The sequence below is a fragment of the Psychroserpens sp. BH13MA-6 genome (assembly GCF_052983595.1).
This window is the reverse complement of record NZ_JBRJGE010000007.1, coordinates 92,772-106,582: the sequence shown is the minus strand read 5'-3', so window position 1 is coordinate 106,582 and position 13,811 is coordinate 92,772. Positions and strand designations below refer to the sequence as shown.

Annotated in this window: 11 protein-coding genes and 1 riboswitch; of the genes, 1 reads left to right on the top strand and 10 read right to left on the bottom strand. The window is 36.6% G+C overall.

All coding sequences use genetic code 11. The annotated features are described in order from the left end of the window. The first annotated feature begins 162 nt into the window (after positions 1-162). Positions 163-1,074, top strand: coding sequence for a gliding motility-associated ABC transporter ATP-binding subunit GldA (gldA, locus tag ACU8DI_RS13620; protein ID WP_447113338.1), 912 nt, complete (start codon positions 163-165; stop codon positions 1,072-1,074). Here gldA and ACU8DI_RS13615 read toward each other — a convergent pair. The 10 genes from ACU8DI_RS13615 to ACU8DI_RS13570 all read right to left on the bottom strand — a co-directional run bounded on the left by ACU8DI_RS13615 (position 1,058) and on the right by ACU8DI_RS13570 (position 13,781). Further along, a complete protein-coding gene (locus ACU8DI_RS13615) occupies positions 1,058-1,810 on the bottom strand; it encodes a head GIN domain-containing protein (RefSeq protein ID WP_447113337.1) in 753 nt (250 codons plus the stop codon). The two genes, gldA and ACU8DI_RS13615, sit on opposite strands and share 17 nt — an antisense overlap. Next, positions 1,807-2,907 carry an acyloxyacyl hydrolase gene (locus tag ACU8DI_RS13610; protein WP_447113336.1) on the bottom strand — a complete coding sequence of 367 codons (1,101 nt, stop codon included), beginning with the start codon at positions 2,905-2,907 and terminating at the stop codon, positions 1,807-1,809. The genes ACU8DI_RS13615 and ACU8DI_RS13610 overlap by 4 nt, the downstream gene beginning before the upstream one ends. 34 nt (positions 2,908-2,941) lie before the next feature. Continuing rightward, the gene (gene metF / locus ACU8DI_RS13605; protein WP_447113335.1) at positions 2,942-3,898 is read right to left on the bottom strand and encodes a methylenetetrahydrofolate reductase [NAD(P)H]; all 957 of its coding nucleotides are present in this window, start codon (positions 3,896-3,898) and stop codon (positions 2,942-2,944) included. A 172-nt stretch (positions 3,899-4,070) separates the two neighbouring features. Next, positions 4,071-6,755: a methionine synthase gene (metH, locus tag ACU8DI_RS13600; RefSeq protein WP_447113334.1), complete on the bottom strand. Its 2,685-nt coding sequence runs from the start codon at positions 6,753-6,755 to the stop codon at positions 4,071-4,073. After that, positions 6,752-7,756, bottom strand: coding sequence for a homocysteine S-methyltransferase family protein (locus ACU8DI_RS13595; RefSeq protein ID WP_447113333.1), 1,005 nt, complete (start codon positions 7,754-7,756; stop codon positions 6,752-6,754). The genes metH and ACU8DI_RS13595 overlap by 4 nt, the downstream gene beginning before the upstream one ends. Then, positions 7,757-8,650, bottom strand: a complete 894-nt coding sequence (gene cysM, locus ACU8DI_RS13590; protein WP_447113332.1) for a cysteine synthase CysM — start codon at positions 8,648-8,650, stop codon at positions 7,757-7,759. Next, positions 8,643-9,374, bottom strand: a complete 732-nt coding sequence (epsC, locus tag ACU8DI_RS13585) for a serine O-acetyltransferase EpsC (protein WP_447113331.1) — start codon at positions 9,372-9,374, stop codon at positions 8,643-8,645. The genes cysM and epsC overlap by 8 nt, the downstream gene beginning before the upstream one ends. A gap of 38 nt (positions 9,375-9,412) precedes the next feature. Further along, positions 9,413-10,435, bottom strand: coding sequence for an alpha/beta fold hydrolase (locus ACU8DI_RS13580; protein ID WP_447113330.1), 1,023 nt, complete (start codon positions 10,433-10,435; stop codon positions 9,413-9,415). A 71-nt stretch (positions 10,436-10,506) separates the two neighbouring features. Beyond that, complete coding sequence (locus tag ACU8DI_RS13575) at positions 10,507-11,799, bottom strand: O-acetylhomoserine aminocarboxypropyltransferase/cysteine synthase family protein (RefSeq protein WP_447113329.1); 1,293 nt, start codon at positions 11,797-11,799, stop codon at positions 10,507-10,509. Between the two features lie 121 nt (positions 11,800-11,920). After that, positions 11,921-12,047, bottom strand: a riboswitch (SAM riboswitch). A gap of 183 nt (positions 12,048-12,230) precedes the next feature. Continuing rightward, positions 12,231-13,781, bottom strand: coding sequence for a hypothetical protein (locus ACU8DI_RS13570; protein WP_447113328.1), 1,551 nt, complete (start codon positions 13,779-13,781; stop codon positions 12,231-12,233). Positions 13,782-13,811: the final 30 nt, after the last annotated feature.

Here is a 13,811-nt window from a genome sequence, read left to right as displayed (position 1 = left end):
AAATGTGTTCATCGTATAATTATGTTGCTAATGTAATTATTATTTTAAGAAATCAAAATTGTTGAACCACATTTTTAGGGAATCTATTTCAGTTTTAAAGATTTCACAATTTAAACAAACACCTTACTTATAATTACTATTTTTGAATAAATTTATTGCTATATGTCTATTGAAGTTACTCATATCACCAAATGCTATGGTGAACAAAAGGCTTTGGATGATATTACCTTCTCTGTAAATAAAGGTGAAATTGTTGGTTTTTTGGGTCCAAATGGTGCCGGAAAATCAACATTGATGAAAATACTTACTACATATATTGAGGCTACTGAGGGCGAAGCAAAAGTTAATGGGTTTAATGTACAAAGCGAAAAAATGGCTGTTCAAAAGAGCGTTGGATATTTACCAGAGCACAACCCGCTTTATTTAGACATGTACGTTAAGGAATATTTAAAGTTTAACGCTGGTGTTTATAGTATCCATTCATCTCGAATAGAAGAGGTTATTTCCTTAACAGGTTTAACACCAGAATCCCACAAGAAAATAGGACAATTATCAAAAGGGTATCGACAACGTGTTGGACTGGCGAACGCATTGTTACACGATCCGTCGGTTTTAATTTTAGACGAACCTACAACAGGTCTTGATCCTAACCAACTAATTGATATTAGACATCTCATTAAAAATATCGGTAAGGACAAGACCGTATTTCTCTCCACTCACATCATGCAGGAGGTTGAAGCTATTTGTGACCGTGTGATTATCATCAACAAAGGAAAAGTTGTTGCAGACAAGAAACTCAAAGAGTTACGAGACGAAAAAGAACAAACGGTTATCGTAGAATTTGATTATCGGGTTGAAGATGCGTTTCTTCTCAAACTACCAAAAGTTAATCGTGTGAAAAACACGCATGATTTTGTTTATGAAATCACCTTTACTACATCGGAAGATATGCGTTCACATGTGTTTGATTTCGCGCATGACAATCAGTTAAAAATCCTTCAATTAAATCAGAAAAATGCCAGTTTGGAAAGTTTATTCAGAGATTTGACAACAGAGGCTATTCCTCAAAAATAAGGGCTCCTGTATAAAATGCTTCTACATCAACCAGTGGAGGTGTATTCACAGCAATAACATCACCTGTACTTCTTATTTCGCCAGTGAGCGATTGTTGCGCATTGATTATCAAATCATTGCTACTGCGTTGAAATATGGTGACATCTTGTGCCTCCAGAAAACGCCCTTCAAATCTTGCATCGCCAGCATAAAATCCAATAAAGATAGTATCTACCTGTCCTGATAAAAAGACACTTGACAAATTATTAACGCCAATATTCATGGTATTGCAATCCACTTCGAGATTAAAATTTCCGTCGGTATGATAGCCTTCTGTGTCTTCAAAATCTTCTGAAAGCAACTGTAGAGCGTTATAACTCAAAACCCCTTCACTGCTGACTGTTAAACCCGAACTATTTCTAATTTGTGTAAGATTTGGAGCACTTACAAAGACTTTTGTAACACCATAATCACGAGTTATATTACAAGCGTTATTATTATATAACTTTAATCGGCCGTCTTCTACTTTAACGTCAATATCATTCATCAAATACTCTCCTGTTTGCACCTTAACACTTTGTGTAGGAGCATCCGAAACGATTAACTCTATACGTTCAAAAACGGTGATTTCGGTGAAAGTATCAACTTCAAATTCCTTCTCGATGATATCACCAGCATTTTGAAAACAATCGGGTATGTTTTCACCGTTGCAGGACAACAATACCAATAGACCAATGATGTAACTAACTTTTCTCATAATCTCACCCCTATTCCAAATTCTACAGCTTCTGCTTTTGCAGCATGTGATTTTAACGTAATCGCTCCAAAAAAGCGATCTCCAAAATAACGCTTAAGTCCAATCCTGTTATAAACCCGTCCCTCAAAATCATAAGGGTAGTACACATAATAACCAAGTTGTGTAATAAACGACATTTTATTAATGAACAACTCATGACCAACAAAAAGACCTACACGCTTCCAATCTTCGTTTCCTGTCACATTGAGTTCTGGAAATGCCACAGAATAAAAGTAAATCAATTCCTCTAAAAACTTTGAAAAAAAGACATCTGCTCCTATTTGAATCGCACTTTTTCGGTTCAAGCGTTTATCGGCATATGCTGAAATAATATAAAAAGGATATTGTCCAATGCCTACAATATCGCTCTCGTTGAGACCGCCTCTAAACACCAAATTATATTTGATGGGTTCTTTAAATTTTTTCTCTTCTACGGAAGGTAGATACTCTGACGTTTTATCATAATTAAACACATAATTTGTTCCTACATTAAAAACGAAGGTATTGGTTGAGTTATTAGGAGCTCTAAAATTAGCATTCGAATAATGAATAATGGAGATACCTGCTTGCAGTCCAAACCCCTTAAAAACCTGTTCCTTTTTATAGTTGAGCATGACATAGGTAGAGCTCAACAAATCCGACCCATAAGCGTTATTTCTAAAGTTCTCAACTTTGTCATATGGATGAGACGCATAGGCAATTCCTTGGGCGATTCTAAAGTTCAAATGACGCTTTAAAAAATAGAAATCATAATGGGCATACAAGCCATAATTCTCACCTAAAAAATCGTTTTTTAAATTTTGATAAATGAATGAAAATCCCCAATCTGGATAATTGTAGCGACTTTCCCAGGCCTTATAACCAAAAGTTTTCTTGCTATAACTCAAAATCAACCCTGTAGGATGGTCAGTGATTAAATGTGATATGGCAGGATTATGCTCTAGAATGGTCCCATAGTAAAAATGAGCATCCAAGCTAAAAAGATTAGGATCCTGATCTTGAGCATAGCTTAAGGCACATACAAAACAGCAGATGTAGGTTATTATAAAGCGCTTCATTCAATTTAATTATGAAGCAAAAATAACAGAATAATTAGAACACTTGTTCAGCAACCGACTTTATATTACTACTTTTTCCCATAGAATAGTAATGCAGCACTGGAATCCCTGATTTTTGAAGGGCTTTTGATTGTTCCACACACCATTCGATACCAACTTCACGAACTTGGCTATTATCCTTACATTTTACAACTTCAATAATGAGTTCCTCAGGTAAATCAACGTGAAAACGATGTGGAATCAAATTCAATTGCTTCTTTGTAGAAATAGGTTTAAGTCCGGGAATGATAGGAACCGTAATACCTTCATTTCGGCACTTTTCAACAAACTTGAAATATTTATCGTTGTCAAAAAACATCTGTGTTACAATATAATCAGCACCTTTTTTTATTTTCTTCTTCAAGAAGTGGATATCACTATCTAAACTTGGTGCTTCCATATGCTTTTCGGGATATGCACCTACACCAATACAGAAATTGGTAGGTGATGTATTCTGAAGTTCTTCATCCAAATACACGCCATTATTTAAATCTGAAATTTGACTCACTAATTCACTGGCATAATGATGCCCTTCCTTTTCGGGACGAAAATAGGTTTCTGTTTTTACGGCATCGCCGCGCAGTGCCATCACATTATCGATTCCTAGAAAGTCGAGATCAATTAGGAAATTCTCTGTGTCTTCTTTTGTGAATCCACCACAAAGAATATGAGGAATGGCATCAACGCCATATTTGTTTTGTATAGCTGCACAAATACCCACAGTTCCTGGACGTTTCTTAACAATTTGCTTTTTTAACAAACCATTGCCAACGTCTTTATAGGTGTACTCTTCTCTGTGATAAGTGACGTCTATAAACGGTGGTTTAAACTCCATTAACGGGTCAATATTATCAAAAATAGATTGGATGTGCTGCCCTTTTAATGGTGGTAAGATTTCAAAAGAAAACTGTGTATTACCCTGTGCGTTTTTTATGTGTTCTATTACTTTCATATTAGTTGGTTGCTATCAGAGATGCTATCCACAATGAGATAACTGTTAGCAAAATGAGTTGCAAAACAAATCTGATTTCTAGTTTATATTTCTTCATCTTATGAGGTTTAAAATTCAGTACAAGAGTATTGCTTTGAGATTTTCAAACCATTAGTTAATGTCTATTAAATTGTTAAGTTTCGGCTAAGTTTGGATTGAGCCATTTTCTTGCTTCATCTTCTGAAATAGCGCGACGTTTGGCGTAATCTTTCAATTGGTCTTCTGTGATTTTCCCAAGTCCGAAATACTTAGCTTCAGGATGTCCAAAATAATAACCACTTACACTGGCTGAAGGCCACATGGCTAAACTTTCCGTTAATGTCACACCTATTCGTTCTTCCACTTTCAAGGTTTTCCAGATGGTGGTCTTTTCCAAGTGATCTGGACAGGCAGGATAACCTGGTGCAGGACGAATTCCTTTGTACTGTTCCTGAATCAATTCGTCGTTTGTTAATGTTTCGCTTTGCGCATAACCCCAATGCGTTTTCCTAACTTCTTTGTGTAAATACTCAGCAAAGGCTTCTGCTAATCGATCGGCAAGTGCCTTAATCATGATGGCGTTATAATCATCATGATCTGCCTCAAATTTTTTAGCCAAATCCTCTGTTCCAAATCCAGTAGTGACACAAAAGAGCCCTAAATAATCTTCGATACCTGAATCCTTTGGCGCAATAAAATCGGCCAAAGCCATGTTGGGAATACCGTCACGCTTTTTCAATTGTTGCCGCAGAGTTAACAAAGTAGCCAATGCACTACCATCTTCCGCATATAATTGTATATCATCGTCGTTGACCGTATGCGCATGAAACAATCCAAAGATTGCTTTCGCTTTCAAAAGTTTTTCATCGAATACTCTTTTTAGAAGCTGTTGGGCATCATTGAATAATTCTTGAGCTTGCTGCCCTACCACATCATCCTTGAGGATTTCAGGAAATTTACCATGTAAATCCCAACTTCTGAAAAAAGGACTCCAATCGATATAAGCCTCTAGTTGGGTAATATCGAAGTCATTGATCACCTGAATTCCAAGGGTTTTGGGTCGTGTGATCTCAGTTGTGTCCCATGATAATTGTAATTTATTTTGTCGCGCATTTTCAATAGATATATAATCTTTACGCTTGCCTCGTTTCAGAAACTGTTCACGAAACTTATCATATTCCTCTCTTATTTGCTCCTTATATACCTGATTATTCTTCTGAAGAAGATTACCCACAACGGTCACCGCTCGTGAAGCATCGTTTATATGCACAACCGTATGCTCATAATTTGGCGCTATTTTTACAGAGGTATGTGCCTTAGAGGTGGTTGCTCCTCCAATCATTAGAGGGATATCCAGCGCTTCTTTTTGCATGGCTTTGGACACATACACCATTTCATCTAATGATGGCGTAATTAAGCCACTTAATCCAATAATATCGACCGCTTCAGACTTCGCCACTTCAATGATTTTTTCTGGTGGTACCATGACACCCAAATCTACGATCTCATAATTATTACAACCTAAAACAACACTCACGATATTTTTACCAATATCATGTACATCTCCTTTAACAGTTGCCATTAAGATCTTACCAGCAAACTCTTGTTTACCTTCTTTTTCAGCCTCGATAAATGGTTGAAGATAAGCAACTGCTTTCTTCATAACACGTGCCGACTTCACCACTTGTGGCAAAAACATTTTTCCACTTCCAAAAAGATCTCCTACGACATTCATTCCAATCATCAAATGTCCTTCGATCACATCTATGGGCTTTTCAGATTCTAAACGTGCCTCTTCAACATCCTCTATAATGAAGGTTTCAATCCCTTTGACTAAACTATGAGTGATGCGTTCTTGAAGCGTCGTATTTCGCCATTCTGAAACTTTAGTTTCATCTATTTTTTTCTGTCCTTTAAAACTATCGGCAAAATCCAGTAATCGCTCCGTCGCATCATCATGTCTATCAAATAGCACATCTTCCACATGTTGCAATAAGTCCTTCGGAATTTCATCATATACCTCTAAAAGCGTTGGATTTACAATCCCTAAATTCATCCCATTTTTGATGGCATGATATAAAAATGCAGAGTTAATCGCCTCACGAACAACAGTATTGCCACGAAATGAAAAGGACACGTTACTAACACCTCCAGATACATTAGCAAAGGGCAAATTTTCTCGAATCCATTTGGTCGCTCTAAAAAAATCCAAAGCGTTTAAACGGTGTTCATCCATTCCTGTTGCTACCGGAAAAATATTAGGATCAAAAATGATGTCCTGTGGTGGAAATTGCACCTCATTGACTAAAAGATCATATGAGCGTTTACAAATATCGATACGTCTTTGATAAGTATCGGCTTGCCCAACCTCATCAAAGGCCATCACAATAACGGCAGCTCCATAGCGCTTCACCAATTTTGCTTGTCGTTTAAATTCGTTTTCTCCCTCTTTTAGACTGATCGAATTAACAACCGATTTCCCTTGAACCACCTGAAGCCCGGCTTCAATAATTTCCCATTTAGAACTATCAATCATGATTGGGATTCGAGCGATATCTGGTTCAGAAGCAATGAGATTTAGAAACTTGACCATGGCATACTTACCATCGAGCATTCCTTCATCCATATTCACATCTAAAATTTGAGCTCCTCCTTCTACTTGATCTCTGGCGACATCCAAAGCTTCATCAAATTTTTCTTCTTTAATTAAGCGAAGGAATTTACGTGAACCCGTGACATTGGTGCGCTCACCAACATTAATAAAATTACTTTCTGGTGTAACGACTAAGGGTTCTAGTCCCGAGAGCGTTAAATATTTTTTAGAATCACTAACTATCATTTGGCAATCTGAGGTATTAATCTTGGTTGATAGTTTTTTGCAATATCGGCTATGGCTTTTATATGATCAGGATTGGTGCCACAGCAACCACCAATGATATTAATCAATCCATCTTTGAGGTAATCCTCAATAAGCTGTTGCATTTGTTTCGGAGATTGATCGTATTCACCAAAAGCATTTGGTAGTCCTGCATTAGGATGTGCCGACGTGAGAAATTCTGTTTGCTGAGACAATCGTTGTAAATAAGGTTTGAGTTGTTCTGCTCCCAAAGCACAATTAAAACCAACACTGAGTAAAGGGATATGTGAAATGGACGTCAAAAAGGCTTCAACGGTTTGCCCAGATAAGGTTCGGCCAGAAGCATCCGTAATGGTTCCTGATACCATGATTGGTATATCGATTTGACGTGCTTCTTTCACCTCTTCTATGGCAAATAAAGCTGCTTTCGCATTGAGTGTGTCAAATATAGTTTCTACCAAGAGCACATCTACACCACCATCTATTAAAGCTTCTACCTGCTGCATATAGGCGACTCGTAACTCCTCAAAGGTAATGGCTCGAAATTCTGGTCGGTTCACATCTGGCGACATACTTGCTGTTTTATTGGTTGGGCCAATACTACCAGCAACAAATCTTGGTTGATCGGGATTCACTTTAGTAAATTCATCCGCCACCTGCTTGGCAATTTTAGCTGACTCAAAATTGAGCTCATAAACCAAATCTTCCATATCATAATCTGCCATCGCGATGGTTGTTCCCGAAAATGTATTCGTTTCAACAATATCTGCGCCTGCATTGAAATATTGTCGATGTACATCGGCAATAGCCTCTGGTTGGGTGATGGAGAGCAAATCGTTATTTCCCTTCAATGATGAGGGATAATTTTTAAAGCGACTTCCTCTGAAATCTTCTTCTGAAAAATTGTAGCGTTGCAACATCGTGCCCATGGCACCATCAAGCACTAAAATTCGTTTTTGTAATTCTTCTTGTATGTTCTTCATTTAAGCATTATATAAATTTGAAGATAAATATCGGTCCCCTCTGTCACATATGATGACAACTACAGTTCCCGATTCTAATTCATTAATTACTTTTAAAGCCGTAGCGACAGCACCACCACTACTCATTCCTGCAAACACGCCTTCTTCATTTGCCAATCGCTTTGCCATATCTTTAGCTTCAGCCTCACTGACTTCAATCACTTGGTCTACTTTTGAGCGATCAAATATTTTAGGAACATAAGCAGGTGACCACTTTCTAATTCCTGGAATTCTAGAGCCATCTGTAGGTTGAGCGCCTACTATGGTTATTGCCTTGTTTTGTTCCTTTAGATATGTAGAGGTTCCCATTACAGTTCCTGTAGTTCCCATTGCCGAGACAAAATGGGTAATTTCGCCATTGGTATCGTTCCATATTTCAGGACCTGTTGTTTTGTAATGGGCTTTCCAATTATCTTCATTCTCAAATTGATTTAATAAGGTATACCCCTTTTCATCTCTCAATTGAAACGCTAGATCTCGAGATCCTTCAATTCCAATTTCCGCAGATGTCAAAATGACTTCTGCTCCGTAGGCCTTCATTGTTTTAATTCGTTCTTCGGTCGAGTTCTCTGGCATTATCAAAATCATGTGCAAACCGAGCAAATTAGCAATAAATGCTAGAGCGATTCCCGTATTCCCGCTCGTGGCTTCTACCAAGGTATCTCCCGCTTGAATATCTCCTCGCCGAAGTGCTTGGGAAATCATATTGTAAGCGGCTCTATCTTTGACACTTGCCCCTGGATTATGACCTTCCATTTTAAAATATAAATCCACATTTTTATGAGAATTAATCCTTGTCGATTTAATTAAAGGGGTGTTTCCAATTAATTCAATGATACTTTCTACTTTACTCATTTTGTTTGGTTCTTATATTATATTCTTTTTTATAGGTTAAAACGGAATTCGGTGGCACCGAATTGGTCACACACACATTCGCTCCTATGATACTATTTGCGCCAATAACCACATCACCACCCAATACTGTTGCGTTCGCATAAATGACCACATTATCCTCAATGGTAGGGTGTCTTTTTATATTAGCTAAGTTCTTTTTAACATGAACACCGCCTAAGGTAACACCTTGATAAATTTTGACCTCGTTATTAATAATGGTCGTCTCTCCAATCACAATTCCGGTGCCGTGATCCAAAAAAAATGAGGCACCGATGGTCGCACCTGGATGAATGTCAATACCTGTAATTCCATGCACATACTCACTCATCATCCTAGGGATAATACGAACGCCTATATTTAGTAACTTATGACTTAATCTATGGATGGCAATTGCATAAAATCCAGGATAGGCCAAATAAATCTCCTCGTGGCATTTATTGGCTGGATCATTATCTTCAAAGGCTTTAGCATCAAGATGCAATTGCAATCGTATTTCTGGTATAGACAATTCAAACTTTTTCCAAAATTGAAGGCCATCGGGAATTGACAGTGTGGTTGCCATTACCAAAAATTTTTCTCTGAGAAATTCAAGGTCTCCACTTTTTTCATCAAACAAATAATAATAGATCCGTTTGGTGAATTGTTCGATGTCATCCTTAAGTCTAACGTTATATTTAATATTCATGACTATTCCATTTAAGCACTGCCTGCTAAATATATTGTTTAATTATTTAACACTGAATTTCTATCCAATCGAACTTTCGGATCAAGACCAACATCATTTTTAAAAATAGGTTTTAAAAATTTTATGAGCTGATTACATTCTATTAAAAATGCGTCATGCCCATGTATGGACTTAATCTCAGAAATGGTGACATTCGCTTTTTTTTGCTTGAGTTCTACATAGGTTTTCCAATTTTCTTCAGGCTTAAAAAACAAATCAGAATTGATAGTTATAATGTGAATATCTGAGGTGATTGGCGCTACTACCTCCATAAAATTTCCTCGGTCTCTTGTGATATCGATTGTTTTTAGAATGTGATTCATGAGTTTGTAAGCTGCTAAATGAAAACGCTCATGCAGGCTTTGTCCGTGAAAATTTAACCAACTTTCAACGTTAAAAATAGCGGCTGCCTTTTCACTTCGTTGAAACTTACTCGTAAAGGATTCGGGAGTTCTATATAAGGTCATAGCATGCATTCGCGCATCCGACAGAGGTGCTTTTGAATGATTCAAAATAGCATCTTGAATATAGCAATTCGCAATTAACCAATCTGTAGACTTCCAATCACTTGCGATGGGAATAACATGCTCAATGAAGTTCGGATGTAAGGCTGCTAACTCCCAGGCAATGCCTCCACCAACAGAACCACCAATCACGGCAAACAAGCTAGTAATTTTCAATTGTCGTAAACCCTCTCCAAATAATTGAGCCACAACACGAGCGTTAAACGCTTTGTAATTATCTATCAAATGATCTTGCAATTGATCATAACCATTTCCGGGAATATTGAAAGCCAAAATTGTATAATTTTTGGTATCGATGCATTTGTCCTCACCAATAATATCTGACCACCATCCATCTTTTCCACAAACATTAGAATTGCCCGTCAATGCATGATTTACTAGTACAATGGGTGCTTGAAATAATGGCTGACCAAATAGTTGATAAGACAAGTAAATATCTTGCGATTTTCCAGAAGGCAATTTAAAATCTGATATGCATATGTATTGTAATTTAGACATTGTTTGAAGGTTTTAAATAAGTGCTATAAACGAATCAGTCTACAGCACTTACATTGAACACTATTTAAGATTTAAATTAAAACTGTCTTTTTTACAATGTCGAAAGCTTCTCTTAAATCAGCTTTTAAGTCATTAATATCCTCAATACCAACCGAAAGACGAATGAGATCCTTTGATACTCCTGTCGCTAATTGTGACTCATCACTCAGTTGCTGATGCGTTGTACTAGCTGGATGAATAATTAATGATTTCGTATCACCGATATTAGCTAACAAGGAGAATATTTTAGTCGTATCCACTATTTTTTTGGCAGATTCATAGCCACCATCAACACCGAATGTGACGATACCACTTTGTCCATTAGGCAAATATTTTTTGGCTAAATGCCTGTATTTACTAGACTCTAAACCAGGATAATTTACCCAATTCACTTCAGGTTGCTCTTGCAACCATTTGGCCAACTCAAGTGCATTTTGACTATGTTTTTTAATGCGCAGCTCCAGCGTTTCTAAACCTTGAATAATTTGAAATGCATTAAACGGACTCAAAGCACCACCATAATCGCGCAGACCTTCAATCCTGACCTTTGCAATAAAAGCGGCTGCTCCTATAGCTTCATTATAAACCAAGCCATGATAACCAGGAGACGGTTCGGTAAACTCCGGAAATTTGCCATTTCCCCAATCAAAAGTTCCAGCATCTATAATAACACCTCCTAAGGACGTACCGTTTCCATTGATATACTTGGTTAACGAGTGAATGACAATATTGGCACCATATGCAATTGGATTCAACAAATACGGTGTAGCCACCGTATTGTCCACAATTAGTGGCACTTTATAAGCTTTAGCTTCTTTTGATATCGCTTCGATATCCAATACATCTAATTTCGGATTACCTAAAGATTCAACAAAAAACACGCGTGTATTTTCTTGAGCTGCCTTTTGAAAATTTTCAGGATCAGATGGATCTACAAAGCTTGTTGTAATACCATGTCTTGGTAGCGTTACACTGAGCAAATTATAAGTCCCACCATAAAGACTATTCGAGGCAACAATGTGATCGCCAGCCTTCAATAAAGTGAGTAAGGTAGTTGAAATGGCCGAGGTTCCAGAAGCTGTTACAACGGCTGCAATACCACCTTCTAAAGCAGCCAATCTCTGCTCCAAAACATCGTTCGTTGGGTTATTCAATCGCGTGTAGATAAAACCTGGAACTGATAAGTTAAATCGCCCTGCAGCGTCATCAGCATTATCAAATACATAGGATGTGGATTGATAAATTGGAACGGCTCTCGTTCCTGCATTTTGACTAACATCATGTCCAGCGTGCAACGCTTGTGTTGCAAATTTTTGTGTACTCATTTTTCTAAGTTTTTGAGTTAATAAATAAATTAAAACAAAAGCCAAATAAGCTTCAAAGGAAGCATACTTAATAGAAAAATGTTAAAAAGAAATACATAACTACAGATGAGTAATTACGTTTGGGTTATCTATCCAGCTTATCGATAAATGAATCGAAAAACTCAGTAGAATTTAGCACCTTCATTGATTAATTCAATGGGTTGCTAAGGCTTCATCGGGTCTATTCCCTCCGCCTTTCTTGATAACATTTCAGTAAGTTATTGAACTTTGTGAACACAAATATTGCAATAGAAAAATTACAATTCCAAATTTATATCGCATTTTTTAGAAATATTTATAAGATTTCTATTTGATATACAAGAAACTGATTATTTCGTAATCTTTAGATGCTCCATTCAAAATAGCGTGAGGATCATAGGGATATAAAAAGCTTACACTTGGTTGTTTTTTGCCAGATATTTTTGACGAATAACCTCACCCACTGGTTTATTTTGAATTTTACTCTCTAACCAAGAAATAATATCTAAATACAGAAAAGCGCGACGTTCATATGGGTGATCTTCATAGGGCTTTAATATGTTATAGAGTTGCTCAAAGGCCTTCTTGATATCTTGCGGATAAATATCTTGTAACCCTCTAATGAATTTTATCATTTCCTTTTGCACCTCGTAAAGGTCATTAATTTTTAAAAGGAACTTATAAGTACTTCTTAACAAGGCTTCAATGTGATAATCCAAACCAGCTTCATAATGCGCTACCAAATTTAAAACGCGCGCGAAGCACTGTAAATCCTCGCGCATCAATAACGATTTATTACTGATAATTTTATCTAAGTAGAAGATACATTCTTTATTATTTCCAGCTCCAAAATGAAGACTAGCAAACTTGTAGTAAAAAATCATCGTATGGTGCACATCTAGCCGATCCTTGAACCTTTTCAGTTCTTTTTCAATTTTAGGAATAATTTTTAATCCATCCTGGAAGCTACCATCAATGAAATAAAGGTTGATTGAATTAAGATTTAAATATAAAAACGTAAGCGCTTGTACATTTTCATCTTTAGGAAACTTCTTTTCAGTGGTTATATGCTGAAATTTCAGTAGTTGTTCCTGAAATTTATCTTTATTGCCTATAAAAAAAAGCGCCTCAAGCAGGTAGTTATTCCCCTTGAGGAAAAACACAGGATTAAGCTGAATCATTTCTGGATGTTCATAGAACAAATCAACCCATTTCAAAGCATATTTATAACAATTTTTGAAATCCTGCATTAAAAAGCTATACCATAAATAGGCGTTGTATAACCATAATTTTTCTCTGAAGCCGAGATCCTTAATATGAAATTTTGGCAACCTATTTTCAAAATATTGCGTTACCTCTTGGCTTTCAGCTTCATTTTTAACATAACCTGTCTTTAAAATAATGCTATAAAGTTGCAAAGATAAATTAGACAGTTTACTCGCTATCACATTCTGAAAACTGAGTTCTTTCGCTTGTATGGTCAATTCATCAGCGCGTGTACTGATACTTCTTGTAATGTATTGTGACTCAATTATTTTTTCAAGTTCCACAATTTCGTAGGCCAAATTTTTCTCCTCATTTTGAATCGCCACCTCCTTGGATTTATCCAAAATTTTAAGACTTTGCTTATACAAGCCTTTATGATATAAAATGGAGGCAAAATCTAATTGTTCTCTAATTTGAGATCTGATATTTTGATGCGAAGGATTGAGCTTCAAACTAATTAAAATCTGCTTATACAGATGGGCTTTAACATTCGCTAACTGCTGTTTCTTAACCGTTCCAGTTTTTAGAATTGCCGACTCATCATATGAGGAGGCTTTGTCCAAAATATTGAATAAATTCAAAAATTTTGAATCCTGATTAACCTCTAATCGTCCAACATACAATTTGAATTGTCGCTTTTCTGATTTGGTGAGCGATTTTACCAATAGAAATAAGTTATCTTTTTGATCCTTAGTCATCTAATAGAATACGATTTATATTATTGATTT